Annotated in this window: 25 protein-coding genes and 1 tRNA gene; 7 read left to right on the top strand and 19 right to left on the bottom strand. The window is 38.6% G+C overall.

Annotation, left to right across the window (positions count from 1 at the left end; translation table 11 throughout):
* Positions 1-44: 44 nt before the first annotated feature.
* The 4 genes from HIPMA_RS08155 to alr are packed head-to-tail and all read right to left on the bottom strand — an operon-like array spanning position 45 to position 2,904.
* Positions 45-278 carry an MlaD family protein gene (locus HIPMA_RS08155; protein WP_041324056.1) on the bottom strand — a complete coding sequence of 78 codons (234 nt, stop codon included), beginning with the start codon at positions 276-278 and terminating at the stop codon, positions 45-47.
* Positions 259-1,017 (bottom strand): ABC transporter ATP-binding protein, encoded by a 759-nt coding sequence (locus HIPMA_RS08150; protein ID WP_013682559.1) that lies wholly within the window; start codon positions 1,015-1,017, stop codon positions 259-261. The genes HIPMA_RS08155 and HIPMA_RS08150 overlap by 20 nt, the downstream gene beginning before the upstream one ends.
* 1 nt (position 1,018) lies before the next feature.
* On the bottom strand, positions 1,019-1,783 hold the full coding sequence (locus HIPMA_RS08145) for an MlaE family ABC transporter permease (RefSeq protein WP_013682558.1): 765 nt from the start codon (positions 1,781-1,783) through the stop codon (positions 1,019-1,021).
* Positions 1,783-2,904 carry an alanine racemase gene (gene alr / locus HIPMA_RS08140; RefSeq protein WP_013682557.1) on the bottom strand — a complete coding sequence of 374 codons (1,122 nt, stop codon included), beginning with the start codon at positions 2,902-2,904 and terminating at the stop codon, positions 1,783-1,785. The genes HIPMA_RS08145 and alr overlap by 1 nt, the downstream gene beginning before the upstream one ends.
* 74 nt (positions 2,905-2,978) lie before the next feature.
* On the opposite strand from alr, the gene HIPMA_RS08135 reads away from it, so the two are divergent.
* From HIPMA_RS08135 to HIPMA_RS08115, 5 genes are all read left to right on the top strand, one after another.
* Complete coding sequence (locus HIPMA_RS08135) at positions 2,979-3,608, top strand: endonuclease III domain-containing protein (RefSeq protein WP_013682556.1); 630 nt, start codon at positions 2,979-2,981, stop codon at positions 3,606-3,608.
* On the top strand, positions 3,605-4,213 hold the full coding sequence (gene coaE / locus HIPMA_RS08130; protein WP_013682555.1) for a dephospho-CoA kinase: 609 nt from the start codon (positions 3,605-3,607) through the stop codon (positions 4,211-4,213). The genes HIPMA_RS08135 and coaE overlap by 4 nt, the downstream gene beginning before the upstream one ends.
* A gap of 63 nt (positions 4,214-4,276) precedes the next feature.
* Positions 4,277-5,158: a DMT family transporter gene (locus tag HIPMA_RS08125; protein WP_013682554.1), complete on the top strand. Its 882-nt coding sequence runs from the start codon at positions 4,277-4,279 to the stop codon at positions 5,156-5,158.
* Positions 5,159-5,168: 10 nt separating this feature from the next.
* A complete protein-coding gene (gene hisIE, locus HIPMA_RS08120; RefSeq protein ID WP_013682553.1) occupies positions 5,169-5,876 on the top strand; it encodes a bifunctional phosphoribosyl-AMP cyclohydrolase/phosphoribosyl-ATP diphosphatase HisIE in 708 nt (235 codons plus the stop codon).
* A gap of 2 nt (positions 5,877-5,878) precedes the next feature.
* Positions 5,879-6,904 (top strand): glycosyltransferase, encoded by a 1,026-nt coding sequence (locus HIPMA_RS08115; protein WP_013682552.1) that lies wholly within the window; start codon positions 5,879-5,881, stop codon positions 6,902-6,904.
* On the opposite strand, the gene trpA is transcribed toward HIPMA_RS08115, so the two are convergent.
* The 14 genes from trpA to nadA all read right to left on the bottom strand — a co-directional run bounded on the left by trpA (position 6,894) and on the right by nadA (position 19,280).
* Entirely contained in the window at positions 6,894-7,595 is a 702-nt protein-coding gene (gene trpA, locus HIPMA_RS08110) for a tryptophan synthase subunit alpha (RefSeq protein WP_013682551.1), read from the bottom strand. The genes HIPMA_RS08115 and trpA overlap by 11 nt on opposite strands.
* Positions 7,588-8,748 carry a tryptophan synthase subunit beta gene (gene trpB / locus HIPMA_RS08105; RefSeq protein ID WP_013682550.1) on the bottom strand — a complete coding sequence of 387 codons (1,161 nt, stop codon included), beginning with the start codon at positions 8,746-8,748 and terminating at the stop codon, positions 7,588-7,590. The genes trpA and trpB overlap by 8 nt, the downstream gene beginning before the upstream one ends.
* Positions 8,745-9,317, bottom strand: coding sequence for a phosphoribosylanthranilate isomerase (locus tag HIPMA_RS08100; RefSeq protein WP_013682549.1), 573 nt, complete (start codon positions 9,315-9,317; stop codon positions 8,745-8,747). The genes trpB and HIPMA_RS08100 overlap by 4 nt, the downstream gene beginning before the upstream one ends.
* The gene (locus tag HIPMA_RS08095; RefSeq protein WP_013682548.1) at positions 9,314-10,048 is read right to left on the bottom strand and encodes an indole-3-glycerol phosphate synthase TrpC; all 735 of its coding nucleotides are present in this window, start codon (positions 10,046-10,048) and stop codon (positions 9,314-9,316) included. The genes HIPMA_RS08100 and HIPMA_RS08095 overlap by 4 nt, the downstream gene beginning before the upstream one ends.
* Positions 10,048-11,040, bottom strand: a complete 993-nt coding sequence (gene trpD, locus HIPMA_RS08090) for an anthranilate phosphoribosyltransferase (protein WP_013682547.1) — start codon at positions 11,038-11,040, stop codon at positions 10,048-10,050. The genes HIPMA_RS08095 and trpD overlap by 1 nt, the downstream gene beginning before the upstream one ends.
* On the bottom strand, positions 11,030-11,602 hold the full coding sequence (locus HIPMA_RS08085) for an anthranilate synthase component II (protein WP_013682546.1): 573 nt from the start codon (positions 11,600-11,602) through the stop codon (positions 11,030-11,032). The genes trpD and HIPMA_RS08085 overlap by 11 nt, the downstream gene beginning before the upstream one ends.
* Complete coding sequence (locus tag HIPMA_RS08080) at positions 11,583-12,962, bottom strand: anthranilate synthase component I family protein (protein ID WP_013682545.1); 1,380 nt, start codon at positions 12,960-12,962, stop codon at positions 11,583-11,585. The genes HIPMA_RS08085 and HIPMA_RS08080 overlap by 20 nt, the downstream gene beginning before the upstream one ends.
* 310 nt (positions 12,963-13,272) lie before the next feature.
* Positions 13,273-13,349 (bottom strand) — tRNA-Arg (locus HIPMA_RS08075).
* An 84-nt stretch (positions 13,350-13,433) separates the two neighbouring features.
* Positions 13,434-14,459 (bottom strand): cytochrome d ubiquinol oxidase subunit II, encoded by a 1,026-nt coding sequence (cydB, locus tag HIPMA_RS08070; RefSeq protein WP_013682544.1) that lies wholly within the window; start codon positions 14,457-14,459, stop codon positions 13,434-13,436.
* A gap of 13 nt (positions 14,460-14,472) precedes the next feature.
* The gene (locus HIPMA_RS08065; RefSeq protein ID WP_013682543.1) at positions 14,473-15,786 is read right to left on the bottom strand and encodes a cytochrome ubiquinol oxidase subunit I; all 1,314 of its coding nucleotides are present in this window, start codon (positions 15,784-15,786) and stop codon (positions 14,473-14,475) included.
* A gap of 119 nt (positions 15,787-15,905) precedes the next feature.
* Positions 15,906-16,742 (bottom strand): NAD+ synthase, encoded by an 837-nt coding sequence (locus HIPMA_RS08060; RefSeq protein WP_013682542.1) that lies wholly within the window; start codon positions 16,740-16,742, stop codon positions 15,906-15,908.
* Entirely contained in the window at positions 16,727-17,527 is an 801-nt protein-coding gene (locus HIPMA_RS08055) for a nitrilase-related carbon-nitrogen hydrolase (protein WP_013682541.1), read from the bottom strand. The genes HIPMA_RS08060 and HIPMA_RS08055 overlap by 16 nt, the downstream gene beginning before the upstream one ends.
* A gap of 3 nt (positions 17,528-17,530) precedes the next feature.
* The gene (gene nadC, locus HIPMA_RS08050) at positions 17,531-18,358 is read right to left on the bottom strand and encodes a carboxylating nicotinate-nucleotide diphosphorylase (protein ID WP_013682540.1); all 828 of its coding nucleotides are present in this window, start codon (positions 18,356-18,358) and stop codon (positions 17,531-17,533) included.
* A gap of 4 nt (positions 18,359-18,362) precedes the next feature.
* A complete protein-coding gene (gene nadA / locus HIPMA_RS08045) occupies positions 18,363-19,280 on the bottom strand; it encodes a quinolinate synthase NadA (RefSeq protein ID WP_013682539.1) in 918 nt (305 codons plus the stop codon).
* A gap of 186 nt (positions 19,281-19,466) precedes the next feature.
* Here nadA and HIPMA_RS08040 point away from each other — a divergent pair, with 186 nt between their 5' ends.
* Together HIPMA_RS08040 and HIPMA_RS08035 are read left to right on the top strand one after the other, a co-directional pair.
* The gene (locus HIPMA_RS08040) at positions 19,467-19,661 is read left to right on the top strand and encodes a hypothetical protein (RefSeq protein WP_013682538.1); all 195 of its coding nucleotides are present in this window, start codon (positions 19,467-19,469) and stop codon (positions 19,659-19,661) included.
* A gap of 8 nt (positions 19,662-19,669) precedes the next feature.
* Complete coding sequence (locus tag HIPMA_RS08035; RefSeq protein ID WP_013682537.1) at positions 19,670-20,005, top strand: resolvase domain-containing protein; 336 nt, start codon at positions 19,670-19,672, stop codon at positions 20,003-20,005.
* A gap of 34 nt (positions 20,006-20,039) precedes the next feature.
* On the opposite strand, the gene HIPMA_RS08030 is transcribed toward HIPMA_RS08035, so the two are convergent.
* Positions 20,040-21,704 carry an acyl CoA:acetate/3-ketoacid CoA transferase gene (locus tag HIPMA_RS08030; RefSeq protein ID WP_013682536.1) on the bottom strand — a complete coding sequence of 555 codons (1,665 nt, stop codon included), beginning with the start codon at positions 21,702-21,704 and terminating at the stop codon, positions 20,040-20,042.
* Between the last annotated feature and the right edge of the window lie 437 nt (positions 21,705-22,141).

Genomic DNA, 22,141 nt, shown 5'->3' with positions numbered 1-22,141 from the left:
AGAATCCTTCGGTATCTTGTAGCGTTTATATATGCTTAATTCAACTAAAGCTTTGCCATTTTTAATCCTATGTTTTTTATGTATCCTACATCAACGCCCGCCACTTTGACTTTTGTGTTTACGTCGAGTCCAGATACATCCGAAAAAGACGCATATACGGTATATGTTGGGTTTTTCTTTAAATTCAATTTCCCCATCTGTGTTGTAAGCCATCCCAAAACAACCAATACTATGACAATGAATAAACCAACTATAACTTCAGCTTTTCTGTTGCTCATTTTCCTCTCCTGTATAATAGCTTTCTAAAAACTCTATAACTATCGGGTTTTTAGAGTTTTTTATAGAGTGTCTATCTCCAAATTCCATTATCCTTCCATTATGTAAAAAACCTATTCTATCTGCTATCTTAAATGTCAAAGACAGATCATGACTTATTATAAAACACGTTGTTTTGAGTTTTTCCTGCATCTGTTTGATTAGTTTTGCTATCGACATAGATGTTATTGGGTCAAGTCCAGTTGTTGGCTCATCAAAAAATATGATTTTGGGTTTTGTTATTATTGCCCTTGCAAGGCCGACCCTTTTTCTCATGCCGCCTGATAATTCCGATGGCATTTTATCTTCTATGTTTTCAAGTTCCACTAAACTCAAGGTTTCTTTTACCAGCTCTTTTAATTTTTTTCTATCTTTTAAGAGTTTATGCTCAATTACCGGAAAGGCAACGTTTTCAAACACCGTCAATGAATCAAAAAGTGCAGCATCCTGAAATAAAACCCCGAAATTTAAGCGGATATTTTTTAGTTCTTTGTCTGAAACTCTGGTTATGTCTTTATCTTGGAAAATAATTTTTCCACTATCGGGCTTTAGAAGACCTATTAGGTGTTTTAAAAGCACACTTTTTCCTGCGCCACTTTTACCTATTATTACCGTTATTTTACCCTCTTCTATGGTTAAGTTAAGGTCGTCTAAGACCTTTTGTTTTCCAAAGCTCTTAGAGATGTTTTCTGTTACTATCATCTTAAAACAGAAATGCCGTTAAAAAGTAATCTGCTACAAGTACAGAAATACTTGCTGCGACTACGGCTTTTGTTGTTGATATACCCACACCCCTTGAACCACCTTTAGTAGTTAGACCCATGTAGCACCCTATAAGGGAAATAATAAGTCCAAATACAGCTGCTTTTATTAACCCATATGTTAAATCGGTCATATCTATGTAAACCTGAATATTTTTCGTATATGAAGTTGGGTTCAGGCCCAAAACACCTATGCCTACAAGATACCCTCCTATGTTTCCTATAGCATTAGATAAACTAACCAATGCAGGTAGCATAACGGTTGTTGCAATAACCCTTGGTGCTACAAGGAAGTTTATTGGATTTACTGCCATAACCTCTAATGCATCTATCTGCTGGGTTACTCTCATTGTACCAAGTTCTGCGGCCATGGCAGATACGTTTCTTGCCACTATCATAAGTGCCGTTAGCACGGGGGACAATTCTCTACCTAATGATACAGCAACTGTATAGCCTATCATACTTTCTGCCCCGAATTTATGAAAGCCGTGATAAATCTGGAGGACTTCAACCATTCCGACGAACATAGAGGTTAGAGCGACTATTAATGTAGATTTAACGCCGATAAAATACATCTGCTCAGCGGTTAAATGAAATCTGGGTTTTTCAAATAGAGCTTTAATCGTAGATATAAACAGCAGGAAAACACCACCCATATCTCTTGTAAAGTTTATGGTAAATCTACCAATTGCAGCTATTATTCCCATTATCGTTTATAGACCCTTTTTACTCGTATGCTTTTTCCTATATTTGTAAGTATTTCATATGATATTGTACCTGCTTTTTGCGCTAACTCATCAGCCGTTATACTTATACCATTCTTTTGCCCCATTATTATGACGTCATCTGAGACCTTGGCCTCTATGTCTGTTAAATCGCACATAAACATATCCATACATACTGTGCCAATAGATTTTGAGCGTTGGCCGTTTACTATGCAATAAAATTTATTCGAAATACTCCGTGGTAGCCCATCGGCATATCCAAATGCAACAACCCCCACCTTCATATCTTTATCTGCTACGAAAGTTCTCGAGTAGCTTATACCTTCTCCTTTTTTCAAAACGTGTATATTTATCAATTGAGATTGTATCTCTAAAACAGGCTTCAGGTCAATAATTTTTTTAAGGTTCACTGCTGGTGCATATCCATACATAGCAAGACCGGGTCTTACGCAGTTTAGGTGCGTATCCTTGAATGATAAAATTGCACCTGAATTTGCTATGTGTGTAAGTCGTGGGTAGATACCGGAATCATAAAACATCTTTATAATATTCTTGAATCTGTTTAACTGTTTTTTTGTCCATTGCGCGTCAGATTCAGAATCACTGAAATGAGACATCAAGCCGTCTATTTCTATGTATTTATCGTTTTGCTTGCATAATTCTATTGTTTTTTGAGTTTCTTCTTCTCTTATTCCCAGTCTGGCCATGCCTGTGTCGAATTTTAAATGAAGTTTTATCCTTGTATTGTTTAATTTGGCATAATCTATTAATCTTTCAAGGAGGGTTATGTTGTGGGCAACGGGTGTTATGCTAAATTCATGCATAGTATTTATATCAAATGAGTCTAAACAACTCATGGCAAGGATAGGCTTTTTTACACCCCTTTTTCTCAGCATTGCCCCTTCTTTTATATGGGCTATACCCAAATAAGCCACATTGGGGTATATAGATAACTCCTTAGCTATTCTCACAATGCCGTGTCCATAAGCGTCGGCTTTTATTACGGGTATAATATTGACGCTTTTGCCAACAAATTGGCTTATCTGGCCAAAATTATAGTGTAAGTTATCGAGGTGAACAATCGATCTACTGTGAAAGTTCATTTTTCCCCCTTGGATTGGAAGTATACAAAAAAAAGTCTTTAAGGTATAGTCGATTTTTTTGTATACTTCAAGCCATGAGAGAGCTTTTACTTGAAGTATTTAACAAACTTTTAGATAGATACGGCAAGCAACATTGGTGGCCTGCCCAAACAAAAGATGAAGTTGTAATAGGGGCGATTTTAACCCAGAATACGGCCTGGAAGAATGTAGAAAAGGCCATCGATAACCTAAAAAAGGCCAGATTGTGTTCCCTAAACGATATAAACAAGGCTGAACTTGACCTGATAAAAGAGGCTATAAAGCCTGCTGGTTTTTTTAATCAGAAGGGCCTGTATCTGAAGAACGTCGCCACTTTTTTTCATAAACACGGTGGATTCGATCAACTAAGCAAGTTTAACGCATCCAAGCTTAGAGAGTTGCTTTTGTCTATCAAAGGTGTGGGTAGAGAGACGGCAGATTCTATACTACTTTATGCTTTTGAAAAACCTATGTTTGTTGTAGATGCCTATACAAAGAAGTTTCTTAAAAGGCATGAGATTTTAACGAGCGATGATTATGAATTAGTACAAAGATTTTTTATGGAAAATCTACCTAAAGATGTAGGCTTGTTTAACGAATACCATGCTCTAATTGTTAAAAATGCAAAGGAATATTGCAGAACAAAACCTATTTGCAGAGGCTGTCCATTGGAGGATTTGTTGTGAAGTTTATAGGTCTTACGGGTTCTATTGCTACAGGTAAGAGTTTTGTGGGTGAGATGTTTAAGGAACTTGGCTGCTATGTGATTGATGCGGATGAACTTGCCCATAGTGTTTATGCAAAAGGTGAAAAGGCTTACTTTGCTATAATTAAAACATTTGGAAGGGGTGTATTGGATAAAAATGAAAATATAGACAGGAAAAAGCTTGGCTCTATTGTGCTTAAAGATAGAGAAAAACTCAGACTTCTTGAAGATATTGTTCATCCGGAAATTGAAAAGAAGAGACAGAAATTGCTTGAAGAAATCAAAAAAAAAGAAAAAGACGCCATAGTGATATATGATGTACCTTTGTTGTTTGAAAAAAATATGGCTTCTTTGTTTGATTGCGTAATTGTTGTATGGTCAGATGAGAAAACCCAGCTTAAGCGTTTAATGATGCGCAATGGTTTATCTAAAGAAGAAGCCTTAAAAAGAATAAGACTCCAAATGCCTATAGATGAAAAAAAAAGACTTGCGGATATTATTATAGATAATTCAGGCAGTACAGAAAGAACAAAAGAGCAAGTTTTGAGTATATTTGAGAAGATAAAAAACGGTCATATCTGCTAACAAGTTGCAATTGCAACTAATTCTTTGTATAATTCAATCTAAGCAATAGTTAAAGGACTAAGGATGAGTTTTGTTGCTTTAGGTTTTGTTATATTCTCAGCCCTTATGCATGCTTCTTATAATTTTTTCTATAAACGCAGCAAACTTAAAATTATATACCTCTGGAGCATGTTTGCTTTCTCCATAATAATTATGACCATTTACTCATTTTTTCACAGCAATGTGGTTTTTGTAGATCTGAACATTAAAACACTTTTTCTTGCAGCTTTGGCTGGTATATTTTTTACTCTTTATCAAATATACACTGGAAAGGCCTATGCAATGGCGGAAGGGGATCTCTCTGTTGTATATCCGCTAAGTATCACAGCACCTCTATATATACCGTTTCTTGCATACTTTCTAATTGGTGAGAGGATAAGTACGACAACATTTATAGGGATATTGTTTGCCCTTTTGGGTACCTATCTATTACAGCTCAACGTTCCGTTGAGCCAGCTAAAATTTAAAAAGATAGATTTAAAAAAACAACACATAAGATATGCGGCATTTGCTGGTTTTATCTATTCTTTTGGTGCCATTGTGGACAAGGTCGGCGTAGGAAAGCATAGTTTTTTTGTTTATACTTACTGGGTTGTTGTGTTTATGTTTGTTTATATGAGTTTAAACATCCTGAAAAATCCTATATTGCGTAAAAATTTTTTCTACTGTATTATCAATTCAACCAATATGGTTTTTGTAGGTGGACTGTTTCTTACACTGTCGTTTTTGAGTTATAGGTACGCAATGCAGCTTACCTGCGTTTCAGCTACAGCTGGTGCAAGGCAGATAAGTTCGTTATTTGGGGTTTTAATGGGTATATTTATCCTCAAAGAACCCTATGGCTCTTTGAGGTTTTTTGCCACATTGCTTGTAGTTTTTGGTGTTATTTTGATAAAAATAGGATAAGGGGGGGGCAATGAATCTCACTGATATATTGAAGCTTGACGATAGGGGTTTGATCCCTGTTATAACGGTGGATTTTTATAACAATCAGGTGCTTATGCTTGCCTATGCGAATAGGGAAGCTATTGAGATGAGCCTAAAGACAGGCTATGCCCATTATTTTTCCCGCTCAAGAAACAAGCTATGGATGAAAGGTGAAACAAGCGGCCATACGCAGAAGATAAAGCAGATTCTGTTTGATTGTGATGAGGATACCCTGCTTTACAAGGTCGAACAAAAAGGTGCTGCCTGCCACACAAGCCATCGCAGTTGTTTCTATAGGGAGTTTTACAGGGGTGAGGTTCGCGAGATAGAGCCTGTGATTGAGGATTTTGACGGTATAATTTACAAAACAGAGGAGAATGACGATATACTGAGGAAGCTTTATGACCTCCTTCAAAAGAGAAAGGAAGAGCTCCCCGAGGGCTCATATACGGCTAAACTCTTTATTAGCGGAACGGACAAGATAGCCAAAAAGATAGGGGAAGAGGCGAGCGAGGTGATCATTGCCCTTAAAAATAACTCCCAAAGCGAGCTTGTCTATGAGTCTGCAGACCTTATCTTTCACCTGCTTGTGGGATTGGCTGAAAAAGATGTGCCACCTGAGTCTGTGCTTGATGAGCTAAAAAGGCGGTTTGGTATCTCAGGTGATAAGGAGAAAGCCTCAAGAGGTGGTTTTTAATCATGAAAATAGCGTTTATTCTGGATGAAGCGTGGGATAGCGCCTTAACGAATTACGCCTTAAATATCGAAAGACTCGCTAGGGAGTTTCACGATACGGTTGTTCTTTCTTTAAAGGATAGCTATGTTTATAAAAACTTGCACGGCGTTGTGCCGATAAAACCCTTGAGGAATAAAAATCCGCTGAAAAGCTTTAGTGGTTTTGTTTATTTAGGCAGGGTTTTAAAGCAGATTAACCCGGATGTTGTTTTGACCATAAGGGGTGATGCCTCTTTCTTTGCCTGCCTGTTGAAGAAATCGCTAAACTTCAGGCTTTTTAGGGTGTTTGGTGAGGATAAGCAACTAAGAACACCGCCAAACTGCATAGATACACTTATTTTACCTTGTGAGTTTTTGAAGAAGAATGTGCCGCCCAACAGGGCTGATAGGGTCGTAATCCACAAAAGTTTTGTCGATAGAGAGCGTTTTAGTTTTTCTTCGGATGGACGCAAAAGGATCAGAGGGGAGTTAGGTATAGACGATAGGTTTGTTTTTGGTGCTGTGGGCAGGCTTGATAGGGTGAAAGGCTTTGATCTGCTCATAGAGGGTTTTGCACTTGCAGGCATCGATGATTCTGTTTTGGTTATAGTGGGGCAAGAAAAGGGCATAAAAGAAAAGGAGCTGCTTGGCCTTGCAGAGAAGTTGAATGTAAGGGATAGGTTGATATTGATCAATCAGAAACGCAGCGACATAGTGGACATTATGAGCAGCTTTGATGTGGGTGTTGTATCGAGTGTGGGCAGTGAGGTAATACCGCGGGTTTTCTTTGAGTTTTTAAGCGTGGGTTTGCCTATCATAACGACCGATGTTGGTTGTCTTGGTGAGGTTGCAAAGGATAGCTCTTCTATTCTGGCTGAGCCCACAACATACAGCATAAAAAGAGCCATACAAAAGGCAAGGGATGCCGACCTTGTAAGGTTGTCATCGGCATCCTTGAAAGAGGCTGAAAGGTATGCTTTAAATCTGCCTGCAAATTTCTTTAGCCCTTAAGGGATAAAAGAAAGGCTTCAAAATTTCCATTAACCGCCTCAACAGCGGCTGTTCCTATAACAACACCGTCTGCATACCTGCAGGCCTTTTCTATATCGCTTCTGTTTCTTATTCCAAAACCCAGAATAACCCCATGTTTTGCCCCTTTGAGATATGCTAATTTTTCTTTTGTTTCATCATCAAGGTGAAACCTACCGCCCGTTGTCCCCCTGATTGAAACAAAGTATATAAAGTCGTTTGCATCTTTTTTTAATCTTTCTAATTCTTTTTGTCTGCTTTCTGGTGTTGCAAAATGCACAAAACCTATACCTTTTTTTGATAGGGGTTTTTTAAACCTATTTGCTTCCCTGTATGGCACATCGGCCAGTATTAACCCATCGATGAAGCCTAAATCACAGGCAAATTTATCTATGCCGTATGAAAATACGATGTTTGCATAGGTCATTATGTAGAGTTTGCCCTTGAAGAGCTGCCTTGTTAGTCTTGTTGAGTCTAAAAAATCCGACATACTGTATCTTTTTAACGTTTCCGTTGAGACTTTTTCGATCACATCACCGTCTGCCGTTGGGTCTGAAAAAGGCAGGCCGATCTCCAAAAAATCGATCCCGTATCTATTACACATCTCTACAGCATCCAAAAATCTATCCCTGTTTGGATAGTTGCACACAAGGTATATGCCTATTCTACACATAAATGCCCTCCAGTATGGGTAAGTCCTTATCGCCTCTGCCGGAAAGATTTACTATTACGGTTTTGTTGACAAAGCTTTCTCTGTTTTTTATTAGGTATCCTAAAGCATGCGAGCTCTCAAGTGCCGGTATAATACCTTCAAGGCGGCTCAGCATGTTAAATGCCTCCAAAGCCTCATTGTCAAAGCACACTCCGTATCTCACCCTGCCTGAATCCTTTAAAAAGCTGTGCTCAGGTCCAACGCCTGGATAGTCAAGGCCTGCTGAGATGGAATGGACTTCGGCAACCTGACCGTCCTCGTTTTGTAAAAGATAGCTCAATGCACCATGCATAATACCCGGTCTTCCTGCGGTTAGGGCTGCTGAGTGTTTGCCTAACTCCAAACCCTCCCCGCCTGCCTCAATGCCGTATAACTCAACGCCTTTATCCTTTAAGAATCCCTTGAATATGCCTATTGCGTTGCTCCCACCGCCAACGCAGGCTAAAACAGCATCAGGGAGGCTTTTTTGCTTTAGGAGTATCTGTCTTCTTGCCTCTTTGCCTATGATTGATTGAAAATAGGCTACGATTTTAGGAAACGGGTGAGGCCCAACAACGCTGCCTATTAAATAGTGTGTGGTCTTTATATTCCTAACCCAATCCTTTAAAGCTTCATTGATGGCGCTTTTTAGGGTCCTGCTGCCTTTTTTTACTATTCTTACCTCAGCCCCTAAAAGTTTCATTCTCAACAGGTTTGGCCTTTGGCGTTGAGCATCCTTCTCCCCCATGTAAACCACACACTCCATACCCAAGATGGCTGCAGCTGTGGCCGTTGCAACGCCGTGCTGACCAGCTCCTGTTTCTGCTATGATCCGTCTTTTACCCATAAACTTTGCCAGCATTATCTGTCCTAAGGTGTTGTTTATCTTGTGTGCACCAGAATGAAGCAGGTCTTCCCTTTTTAGATAAACCCTAACCCCAAGCTGATTGGTTAGGTTTTTTGCAAAATACAGTGGCGTTGACCTTCCTGCATAATCCTTTAGATATCGGTTTAACTCCTCTTTCGCCTCTTTGTTTTTTTTAAAAGAATTAAAAGCCTCCTCAAGCTCATCCAAGGCCGGTATGAGTGTTTCAGCTACAAATTGCCCTCCGTATAGGCCAAAATATCCCTTCATCTTTTGCTCCTTGCAACCTCTAAAAATTCCTTCATCTTTGAGATATCCTTCTTACCCGGATATGCCTCTATACCGCTTACCAAATCAACGCCGAACAGATCGAGGCTTTTTATCTTTTGAACATTTTCTGCGTTTATGCCCCCTGCAACAAACAGCCTGTCTTTATCTTTGAAACCTTTAAGCATATCCCAGTTGAAGCTTTTGGCTGCACCCCCGATCTTTTCTGTGTATGCATCAAACAATAAGAGCCCCTCTTTTCTAACCTCTGGCAGCTTATCCTTTATCCTGTAAACCCTGATTGTGTTTTTTACTCCTACATCCACATACACCTGAGCATAATCGAGCCCTAAAAAATCAACGGCTTTTTTGATCTGATCTTCGTTTTGGTTAACAAATATGCCAACCGTTTTCACCTCTCCTTTAATCCTTTCTGTTATCCGTTTTGCCTCTTCAAAGCTTATAAAACGCTTGCTTTTTGGATAGAATACAAATCCGATAAAGTCAACGCCAAGCTCAATAGCGGCTTTTACATCATCGTAATTGGTCATACCGCAAAACTTAACCTTCATAACAGCTCCTCAAAGGCTTTGTTTATGTCCTGAGTTTTTAGTAAGGTTTCGCCGATTAGAAAGCCATCGCAATATTGTTTAAGAAAATCTATGTCTTTTTTGTTTTTTATACCGCTTTCTGCGATCCTGATCGCATCGAACTCTATCTGGGACAGGATCTTTTTTGTTCTTGATAGGTCTATCTTTAAGTTGTCTAAATCCCGTGAGTTTACGCCTACGATCTTGGGCTTTAGATCCTTTATTCTGTCTAACTCTTCCTCTTTGTGAACCTCAATGAGACAATCCAAACCTAACTTGTGAGCATAACTGTATAGCTCTTCCAATTTTTCATCATCCAAGACCCTCACGATCAACAGAACAAGGTCTGCCCCGTTTATATAGGCTGCATCTATCTGTTTTTTGTCTATTATGAAATCCTTACAAAGAACAGGCAACTTCGTGGCATCTGCCACATCCCTTAAAAGCTCAAAGCTCCCCCCAAAGAATGTTTTATCCGTTAAAACGCTTATCGCTTTTGCGTATTTTGAATAGGTTTTTAGTATCTGGTCTAAGTCTATTTTTCTTATCTTGCCCGCTGATGGTGATGATGCTTTTATCTCTGCTATGATGTTGATCTGGTTTTCTTTGAAAAAATCATTCAGTCTAAAAATGGGCTTGTTCCTTTTGCCTTTTGGTGTAAGCTTTTCTATCTCTGCCTTCTTTGTCTTTAGTATGTCCTGAAGAACACCCATTATTTACCCCTCAGAGAGTCCAATTTTTCTTTTGCTTTACCGTTTTTTATACTCTCTTTTGAGAGCTTAAAGCCATCCTCAATGGAGTCTACAACACCTGCAACATATAAGGAAAAGCCTGCATTTAAGGCTATGGCATCTGCAAGCTTGTCTAATTTGCCTTCAAATGCCTTCAATAGCAGATCGGCGTTTGTCTTTGCATCAAATCCCTTTATGTCATTTAGGCCTACATCTATATTCAACTCCCTGGGGTCAAACACAAACATCTCCTCTATCCCATCCCTCCTTAGAAAGCATTCGGTCTTGGATGAACCGCTTACCTCATCAAGCCCATCAAACGATGAGACAAATGCCACATTGTTCATGTTTAGGATCCTTGAGGCATCGAACATAACGCCTAAAAACGCCCTTGAGAACACTCCGATCAATTGCGCATATGTGTCGGATGGGTTGGATAGCGGACCTATCAGGTTGAAGATCGTGCGTCTTGCAAGCTTCTTTCTTACACCAGCCACATATTTCATAGCCGGGTGGAAGTTGGGGGCAAATAGAAATACGAAATTGTGTTTGTCTAAAAACTTTTCTGCTGCTTCTTTGTTTAGGTCTGCTGGTATTTTTAGCTCTTTGAGTATGTCAAATGAGCCGGATTTTGAGCTTATAGCCCTGTTGCCGTGCTTGGCTACAGGCGTAAACAGGCTGCAGATGATTGCCGCTGCTGTTGATATGTTGAATGTATTTTTGCCATCACCGCCGGTTCCACAGGTATCTAAGGTTTTCTTTGAGTTTTCTAACCTTACGGCATGTTGCTTTAAGGATAAAACAGCCCCTGCGATCTCCTCTGCCGATTCCTTTTTGTCTGATAGCAATACTAAAAACTCGGCGATCTTCTCCTCATCTATGTTGCCCTCAAGCATGCTATCAAATACGGTTTTTGATAACTTCAGACTCAGGCTTTCTTTCTTTTTTAGTCTCTCCATTGCCTCAGTTAACATTGCAAACCCCCTTAACAAAGTTCTTTACTATCTGCAGACCAAACTGGCTTAGGTATGATTCCGGATGGAACTGCACCCCATAGATTCTTAGAGCTTTATTCTCTATGGCCATTATCTGGTTATCGCTAACCGATACGGCTGTAATGTTAAATCCATCGGCCTCTCCTTTTACGACCAGTGAGTGGTATCTGACGCCTATAAATTCATCCCTGATTTTGCTAAATATCTCAGAGTTAAAGTGTTTTATTTTGTCTGTTTTTCCATGCATGATCCTGTTTGCTTTCTCTATAGAAAAACCGAAGTATAAACCGATCGCTTGCATGCCTAAACACACCCCAAATATGGGTGTTTTGCCTTTGAATACATCTATAACCTCAAGGCTCAGAAGTGAGTTTTTGGGATGGGATGGGCCTGGTGATATGGCTATGCCTTTTAGATTTTTTATTGATTTGAGTTTATCTGTTTTTTCCGTGTTTCTTATAACCACAACATCGTCAAACAGACCTATATAGTGGGATAGGTTATAGGTGAATGAATCGTAATTATCTATTAAAGCTATCATCTAAACCTCCTGCTTTTAGAAGTGCTTTAAGCTTATTTATCGTTTCAAGGTATTCGCTTTTTGGTTTGCTGTCATAAACGATACCTGCACCCGCCTGTAGTTTACAGGTATTACCGTTAAAAACGGCTGTCCTTATGGTTATTGCCATATCCAGATTGCCATCAAATCCGACATAGCCGACGCATCCTCCATATGCACCTCGGGGGTATCTTTCAAACTCGTCAATTATCTCAATAGCCCTTACCTTTGGTGCGCCACTCAGTGTGCCTGCGGGGAATGTGTTTGCTATGACATCGTATGGTGTAATGGACTCATCTAAATCCGCTTCGACATTTGAGGTTAGATGCACGACATGGGAGTAAACCTCCGGTTTGGCAAATGATGTCACCGTCACAGCAGGCGGCTTTGAGATTCTGGCTAAATCGTTTCTTGCCAGATCCACAAGCATTAGGTGTTCTGCCATCTCCTTCTCATCACCCAGAAGCTCTTCTTTTATCCTTTTTAGGTCTTTTGTTTTGGGTTTTGTTCCAGCTATAGGCCTTATGGTTGCTTTCCTATTCCTTAGGCGCACATGGATTTCTGGCGATGAGCCACTTAGATAGAAACTTCCCGATTTGAAGAAGAACATATAAGGGGATGGGTTTATCCTGCGCAGGTTTCTATAAAACTCAAATGGTTCAATGCCTTCAACAAGAAAGAAGTTGCTCAAAACAACCTGAATAGCCTCACCATCCTCTATGAGCTTCTTTGTTTCTTTGACGATGCTTATAAACTCATCCTTGGAAAACATGCTTGAGAGCAGGTTTGCCCTTTGCGGCTTTGTTGGATTATTGGGTTTTTTTGATAGTATAAAATCCTTTAGGTTTGCAAGCCTATCCTTTGCTATTGCAAGGTTGCTTTTGGCTGTTAGGTTTCTGTTAAAATTATATGATAGTGCTACATATAGCCTGTTTGTGTAGTTGTCATAAACCAAAAACTCATCAACAAGAAAGAACCTGCCAAACTCATCAGGGATTTTTGTTAGGGGTTTTCTTAAGATGTCAAAAAGACCCACAGCCTCAAAGGCCAGATAGCCCACATAACCGCCCTTAAAGCTGCCAAAACCGCCTGATGAAAACACCCTTTTCTGTTCAAAGTTTAGATCCTGGGCTTTTGTTATTTTAAATACATCCCTTGCTATGCCGATAAAGGAAAATCTGCTGTAGGTTTTGTCCTCTTTTGCCGATTCAAGCAGGAAAACATGTTCCTCATCAAGCAGTTTGCTTAGGATAGATACCGGTGTGTCCATATCCCCTTCTATCTCTTCATATAGCACAAAAACATCAAAACCCTCATCAAACGCCCTTACAAAATCCTCCATAACAACCTCCGTAAAATAAAAAAGGCCGCAAACCTTAACTTTTCTTGCTAAGGCTTGCGGCCAAATAAAAAAGCCGCTTACCCTTAGCAAGCCTCCTGGCTACCCTGCCAGCAAGCCCGCCAAGAATAAGCGGCTAACCGTTAACGATTAGCAGGGCAGCTACATATCGCTACCCCACCACCAGTTATTTAGCTGCTTGTTAGTTATGTTCAATAAAAAACAAACTTTACAATCCATAACGATTTACTTCTATCACAATATTTAGTGGTTGTCAAATAGTAGTTTCATTCTGCAGATTACCTTAAAACTTTGGTGCGCCTGGAGGGACTCGAACCCCCAACCCGCAGATCCGAAGTCTGCTGCTCTATCCAATTAAGCTACAGGCGCATGTGAGTTTATTTAATATATAAAAAGGTTGGTTAAGTCAACAAAAAAGCCCCTGCACTCCAGGAAGTGTGCAGGGGGAGTGGATTAGTATGTCTCTACTTCTGGGTCGTTGAGGTCTTTTTCCTCTATAGGCTTTTTAAATAGTAGGTGTGCCCATATCTGGTATGCTATAACGATTGGTACAAATACGGCTGCGACTATCAACATTATTTTTAATGTGTATGGACTTGATGATGAGTTAAAGATGGTTAAGTTATATTTTGGGTCTATGTTTGATGGTATAAGGCTGGGGTAAAGGCCAATAATGCCGGTAAATACTACACCAAGAATTGTAATGCATGAGGCAAAAAACGCTTTAACATAGGAATTTTTCATCCATGCCTTTATCATAAGTAAACCCAAAACAGCAACAGCAGGTACTACGAGCCATACAGGATTTTTGAGATAGTTATCGTATAGGTGTGTTGCAAATTTTGTGTAGATTAAAAATACTACAGCAACAATCAATAATATTGGCCAGGTTTTTGATGCTGCGGATTTAGCCCTTTCTGCTACATCATCACTTGCTTTTATAGAAAGCCATAAAGCTCCATGCTCTAAAAAGAGCAATACAAACAAGATACCTGTTAGGAGCCCATAGGGATTAAGTAGACTTATTAGCGTTCCATGATAACCACTTGCATCCATTGGTAGGCCTTCAAAAATGTTGCCAAAGGCCACACCAAAGAGTAAGGCAGGTAAGAATGAAAATAGAAATATTACAAAATCCCATAGTTTTTTCCAGCTCTCTGAGTGAATTTTACCCCTGAACTCAAAGGAAACACCTCTTAAGATCAAGGACATTAAAATAAGAAATAGGGGTGTATATAGATAGCTGAACATGTAGGCGTAGGTTGTTGGGAATGCAGCAAAGGTTGCACCGCCTGCAGTTATCAACCATACTTCATTGCCATCCCATACAGGACCTACCGTATTAATAACCATCCTTCTTTCTGTATCGTTTTTTGCAACAAATGGATGTAGAATACCTGCACCAAAATCAAAACCGTCGAGCATAAAATATACAGCCCAAAGAAGGCCCCATAAAGCAAACCAGATTGTATTCAACATTTCAACGACCTCCTTAAACCTTCTCAGGTAGTTGTTTTGCATATTTCACAAGTAGGTAGATGTCTATAGCGCCTAAAATGGAATAGAATAGGACGAAACCTATCAAGCTCATAATAATCTGGGAAACTGTCACGGCAGTTGAGGTTGCATCGGCTGTTCTCATAAGCCCGTAGACTATCCATGGCTGCCTTCCAACCTCAGCCACAATCCAACCAAGCTCTATGGCTATGTAGGGTAGGGGTATGGCAAATAGCATTAGTTTTAAGAACCATTTCTTGTTGAGGAGTATATCTTTTCTTATGTAATAATAGGCTATTATGGCCAAAAGCACAAATAGAGTTCCCAGGCCTACCATAGTTCTAAAAGAAACAAAAGTGATGGTTACAGGAGGTCTGTCGTTTTTGGGGAAATCTTTTAAGCCTTTTATCGTTGCATTAGCGTTATGATATGCAATTATGCTTAACATCTTTGGTATGCCAAATAGCTCTACAGCATTTTTTTGGTGTTTTTCATCAGGGATTATTAGTAGATACATCGGTGCACCTTTTTGGCTAGTCCAGACAGACTCCATTGCCGCAAGCTTTGTAGGTTGAGTTTTTGCCACCTCACCTGCATGTAAATCGCCTATAATAAATACGGCTATTGTAGCGAATAAACCAAATGCTGCTCCAATTTTGAAAGCCCTTTTAAACAGGTCAACTTCTTGGTTTTTTAGCAAATGATAAGCAGATATGCCCATAACAAAAAACGCACCCACTACATATCCTGCTGTAATAGTATGGAGGAATTTGAGTATCGCGTATGGTTGAGTCACCACTGCCCAGAAGTCAACAAATTCGGCTCTGCCGTTTCTTACAACATATCCAACGGGGTGCTGCATCCAGGCATTTGCTATAAGTATCCAGAGGGCTGATATGTTTGTGCCAAAAGCCACAAGCCATATGCTAAGGGCATGCATCTTTTTTGATACCTTTTTCCAGCCAAATATCCAAACACCCAAAAATGTGGATTCTAAAAAGAATGCCAATGTTGCCTCAATAGCCAGAGGGGCACCGAATATGTCTCCTACAAATTTTGAATACCTTGCCCAGTTCATTCCAAATTCAAACTCTAATGTAATACCTGTAACTAAACCCAAAGCAAAGTTGATCAGAAAGAGTTTCCCGAAGAATTTTGTCATTCTGAGATAGGTCGGGTTGTTTGTTTTTACATAGATGGTTTCCATAATAGCTACCAAAAATGATAAACCAAGGGTTAAGGGAACAAAAATGAAATGAAACAGTGCAGTTAAAGCAAATTGCCAACGCGCCAAAATTACCGCATCCATGGACACTCCTCCTTAAAAGTTATTTAACTATTATCTTAGAAGTATTTTAATTTGCTTAATTATAAAGTCAAGAGAAAATTTATAAGTTGTTAGTTGAAAAAAATTTTCCTAAGATAGATTTAAAGTCCCCAATCCCTTAAGTATCTGAAGTCTATATTTATCGTTCTTTTGCTTACTTTAGCTATGATTGGCGGTAAGCGCTTGAATTGATTCCTTTTAACTCTGTTTGCTATGCCTTTTACGAGTTCTCTTGAAAACCCTAAGCTTGCAATATCGTCAATTGTGTAGTGCAGATCGTATAGGTGATAAAGAATTACATCGGCTTCATCGTAAGAAAAACCAAGTTCATCCTCATCAGATTGCCCTACCCACAAATCGGCTGATGGCTTTTTCTCAATTATACTCTCTGGGACTTTAAAATAGCGTGCAAGTTGATATATCTGGTTTTTGTACAAATCACCTATGGGGTTTAAGCTTGATGCCATATCTCCATACCATGTTCCATAGCCCAAGAGTAGTTCTGTTTTGTTGCTAGTTCCCACAACCAAAGCTTTGTATAAGGAGGAGTGGTCGAACAAGGTAATCATGCGCATCCTTGCAAAGATATTACCTTTTCTGAGTTTATCTATATCGTCAAACTGGTCAATGTAAGCATCGGCTGGCTTAGTGATTTCGAAGATCTTGTAGTTTATTCCGGTGTCCTTTACGACTTTAAGTGCATCTTCAACGCTTTCTTTGCTTGATAGTTTATAGGGCATTAGTATTGCATATACGTTTTCTTTGCCCAGTGCCTCCTTGGCTAAATAGGCAACAACGGCTGAATCTATACCACCAGACAAACCTAAGACAGCTTTAATTATACCTGTTTTGGTAATCTCTTGTCTGAGAAATTCTATGAGATAGGAGGATACAATCTCACAATTTATTTTAAGTTTTTCTATCAGTTTTTTATCCATGTTTCGTCCTCATTTTTCAGGATAGGCATTTTTATCTTTGCCCTTTTAATATCTTTTGGATCTATTTGGGTTATTAGAAGCTCCTCCTTCAGGAATGAAGCCTGTTTTATAATAGAACCATGCGGGCTTGCAATAAAGGATTTTCCAAAAAAGCCAACACCATCCTCAAAACCTGTCCTGTTTGCAAAAACAACAAAACTTGAGTTAAGCTGGGTGTATGTTTTTGATATGTTTTCCCACATCTCCCATTTCATGCTTTTATAGTCTGACCAAAATGGGCTTGCAGATAGTATTATTAATACCTCTGTACGGTTAAAAAATGCTTTGCAATGAGAGGATACATGAAAGGCATCCTCACAAATCAACATGGTTGTATTGCCGAATTTTGTTTTAAACGTTTCGATAGATGTACCTTTTGTAAAGTATCGCTCCTCTTCAAACATTCCGTAATCTGGCAAAAAGTTTTTTTTGTGTATGTGTATAAGATTGCCATTACTGAAGTATGCTGCACTGTTAAAATAATATCCGTTTTCTTCCTGGGCGAAGCCTATGACTATGTCTATGTCTAAGCTTTTTGTTGCTATGGATTTAATAAGCTTATCATTTACTGATATAGATGCTTGATAAACTAGATCGCGTAAACCATATCCGCTTGTTGCAAGCTCTGGAAATACTATCAAATCGCAATCCTTGTCTATTGCCATATCTATGTAATGCTCTATTTTTGTTGTGTTTTTTGCTACATCACCTAAAACAGTGTCTATCTGACCTATGGCTATTTTCATCTATCACTCCAGTTTCATATTTATATCAACCCAACATGCGTGGTGTATAATAGAGCCTGATGATATAAAATCAATGCCAGTTTTTGCCACATCTTGTACATTTTCTTCTGTTATATTTCCACTTGCTTCAAATATAGCCTCTCCTTTAAATAAGTTTAGTGCTTCTTTCATTTGCCCTATACTCATATTGTCGAGCATAACTATATCGGCTTTGGCCTCTATTGCCTGTCTTACTTGCTCTAAATCGGAGCATTCAATCTCTATTTTTGTAGTAAATGATACGTTTCTTCTTGCAAGTTCTATGGCTCTTTTTATGCTTCCTACGGCTTTTATGTGATTGTCCTTTATTAAGACGGCATCAAAAAGCCCCATTCTATGGTTTACACCACCACCAATTTTTACAGCGTATTTTTCAAAGAATCTTAAACCAGGGGTGGTTTTTCTGGTATCTGTTATTTTTGCTTTGTAGGGTTCTAATAACTGAGCAAATTTTCTTGCCTTTGTTGCGATACCAGAAAGTCTCTGAAGAAGATTGAGGCATGTTCTTTCAATATAGAGTATAGCTCTATCTGTTGATTCCACCTCTGCTATGCATTCTCCTTTTTTAACCAACTCACCATCCTGTTTAAATAGACTTATTTTAAAGTCATTTTCCATTAATTTAAAAAGTGAATTAAGAAATACTGCACCAGCCAGAATAAAATCCTCTTTTGCTTTTATAATAGCCTTAGCTTTTTTGTTTTGTGATAGGCTTTCTGTTGTTATGTCTGAAAAATATGCATCTTCAAGTAGAAAAGCTTTAAGGGATTTTTCTATAAATACAGGGTTCATTTGTTCAGTTCCTTTTAATTGCTATCATCTTTTCTATGGGTTTTTTTGCAAGCTCTATGGTTTCATCATCAAGCAGAATCTCGTGTTTTTCTTCTTTTAGCGCTTCGTAAAGTTCTTTAAGTGTTATTTTTTTCATGTTGTAGCATATAGCCTTACCGCCGATTATGTAGAATTTTTTTGAGGGATTTCTTAATTTTAACTCATACAAAATACCCTCTTCTGTGCCTATTATAAATTCATCTGCATCTGTTCTGGTTGCATAGTTGATTATGCCGCTGGTTGAACCCACAAAGTCGGCTGCATCTCTTAAAGCTTTGGAAGATTCGGGGTGTACAGCTATTTTTGCTTGAGGGTGTTCTTTTTTTAATTTTTTAAGGTCATCTACCTTGAATTCATCATGTGTAGGGCATGCACCATCCCATAAAAATATCTCTTTATCTTTTAGCTGTTCTTTTACATACTCTCCGAGGTTTTTGTCTGGAACGAAGAGAATTCTTTTTTCTTTTATGCTTTTTACCACATTAACGGCATTTGCGGAGGTGCAGCAAATGTCTGATATGGTTTTAACGTCGACATTCGTGTTTACATAGGAAACAATAGCTGGGTTATTTAGTTCTTTTTTCCTTTTTAAGACTGCCTCTTTTTTTGCTGTGTCAGCCAAAGGGCATCCTGCGCTCAAAACAGGCAGTAAAACCTTTTTTTTAGGTGAGATAACCTTTGCTGTTTCTGCCATAAATTTAACACCACAGAATACAATTATGTCTGAGTCAAGTTTTGATGCCTCGATGGCTAAAGCCAAGGAATCTCCTCTGATGTCTGCTATTTCTTGTATTTCATCATTTTGATAGTAGTGTGCCACTATGGTAGCATTCTTTTCTTTTTTTAGTTTTAATATCTCCTTTTTCAGTTCACTTTTATCCATAAAAAGCCCCCTAAACAATAGCTAAAAAAGAATATTAAAAGAACCGCTCAAAATCAAGAAAAAATAGGTTTTTGTCAGATTTAGACGGTGCAAGACCTATAAGTGATGGGTTTTGAGTTGAACAAAATTAAATTTTTTTATATATAATTTAAGAACAATTTAAAAATTGACAAAAGAGGTGTTAGGATGAGTCAAATACACACTTATAAAGTGTTAGCATTGGTGATATATAGGGACGAAAAAAAGCTTGTTACCACGAATATCGTAAGGGCTAAAGATAAAAAGGACGCTAAAAAGCAAATAGAGAGAAAATATATGAAGCTACCGGAGGCAAGTGAGGTTATAATTAATGAAGAGTTAGACATAATACAATTGGTTTAGGAGGGCTTATGGGAAAGATTTATGGGTATATCCAGTATGACTCTGAGGCAGATAGAATTGTCCAGAAAGCTGCAATAGATAAATTTGTAAAGTCAAAGTACGGGATTGCTTCTGATGGTATCGAATATTTAGAAGAAAATGTTAAACCCTACATTAGCTGGAAGAATAGGCAGCTTGGAAAAGAGTTATTGCCAAAATTAGAAGAGGGCGATGTGTTAGTTGTATCAGAATCAAAAAGGTTGGGTAGTTCATCCCCCGAGATAGATGTATTTTTGATGTATGCAACAGACAAAGGGGCAGAGGTTTATGAGGCCAAACTGGACACTAAGATTTCAGGATATTAAAAAAGGGAGGCCCAAGCCTCCCTGAATTTGTTTTTTAGAGGATTCCACCTTCTTTGAGGATGCCGTCTAAGTACTCTTTCAAAGGAGCTAGGTCTTTGTAGAATAGAACTTCGGGCATTGTCTCTACCTTCTCTGGTATCTCAGGTTTGAAATTCATCTTGCCAACGATATCTTTCTCGATATCAACACCAGGTGCAACCTCTTTGAGTCTTAAGCCGTTCTCGGTCAACTCAAAGACAGCCCTTTCTGTTACATATAAAATCTGTTTTCCACTCTTTACTGCCTGAGGGCCGCTGAAAACTATTTTTACGATTTCCTCATTGAACTTCAGTATATTTCCATCGCTATTTATGATAAGCTTACCGTTATCTGCATCTATGTCGATGCCTTTTCCTGCTGTAAATCCACCAGCGAAGAATGTTCTTGGAGAGCCAGCACTAATTACGGGGAATCCACCAGGACCGGATACCCTTACCGGGCTGTAGGATGGGTTAACATTACCTTTGGGGTCGATCTCCATGAATCCTAAGGATGCAAAATCTATAATACCACCCTCATAGTTTGTAAACATATCAGGCATTGGAATGATTGCGTTTGGTGAAATAGCAACACCGAAATCCTGTCCAACTAAGGCAATACCGCCAACGGGACCAGGCTCAACAGTTAAGGCCAAGAAATCACTGTATCCAAACTCGCCTGCAAGCCAGGATACGAAAACCGGGATTCCGATACCCAGGTTTCCAAAGAGAGGTTTTTTAAGCTGGGCAACGAGTTTCATTGTTTCAATAAGAACTCTACCAGCTGCGATTCTGTCCCTTATTTTGTCTGGCGTTGGCAAGAGGCTTTCAAGCTCTTTTGTTTTCTGGGTTTTGACTGTTCCTGCCAATCTTGGGTCGGTTACATAGCTTCCAGAAACCCTGTGATATTTGTCTGCATCAGGTGCAACAACAACATAATCTATTAGTGGAGCAGGAACAATAACATTTCTTGTTGGTATTGTATCTTTTCTTGCAACATATTTAACCTGAACAATTGTTTTTCCTGGATTGGGCTGTGCTTTTGCAGCCTGTGCCATGTTAAGAACTGTGCCGTAGAAGCCTTCCTCTTCCATTGATACATTTCCGTCTGTATCAGCGGTTGTTCCCCTTATGAATGTTACATCTGGTGTTGGAGCTGTGTAGAGTAGCCATTCTTCACCATTTATCTCCATCAATTCGACTTTACATGTCTTTTTCTCTTTTGCTATCTCATTAGAAGCACCGCCATCAATTCTTGGATCTAAGAACGTGCCAAGACCAACTTTTGTAATTAGGCCAGGTCTTCCGCTTGCAATCTCCCTGAACCAGTAGGATGTTGTTCCAATAGCGTAGGAGTAAACCTCTATTCTGTTCTCAAGAGTCATTTTCATCAAGGCTGGGGACCAACCAATAAACGGCATTAAAACGCCTCTGATAAAGTTCTGGTTTTTATCCTCATAAAGCTCTGCAAAAACCTTGTCTAAGCCCCTATCCGGAACTGCTGGCAATGTATCAGAGATGATAAACAAATTATTTGGATGGCCTGTTTCTTTGTACATTTCAAAAAGCTCTAATATTAGGTACTCTGGGGACGTTGTTAGGTTAAATCCTGAGATGGCAACTACATCTCCGTCTTTAACTACACTCAACGCCTCCCTTACGTCCACTACCTTATTCCTCATACACAACCTCCTAAAAAGATATTCTTACATGGCGAAAATATATAAAATTATTTCTAAAAAGTCAATCTCTAAATTAGGTTTATTTAAAAAAAGTTTATTAACTATTTTAATAAGTAAAATTTTATTTATGAAAACTATAAGTCAAGATGCTTTTTTTCAAGCCATTTTTCTAAAGTTTGGAACTTTGGATTTTTTGAACAATAAAATTTTGTTTTTAACTCTAAATAAAGTCTATTTTTATTTATTTAAATGAAAATATCCCTTTAGAGAAATGCAAATAGTTCCTATTATTAACTTTTATTATAAAATTAAATACACTAAATAAGGGCAATTTTATATAAAATATATTGAACAAAAAGCAATAAACCTTCAAAAAGTCCATCAAAAATTTAGTTAATTAATTAAAAAACTTCTTGACATTTAAGATTTGCTATATT

This window comes from Hippea maritima DSM 10411, from assembly GCF_000194135.1.
GTDB classification, from domain to species: Bacteria; Campylobacterota_A; Desulfurellia; order Desulfurellales; family Hippeaceae; genus Hippea; species Hippea maritima.
The sequence above is the reverse complement of the archived record's forward strand: the minus strand, read 5'-3'. Positions and strand labels throughout refer to the sequence as shown.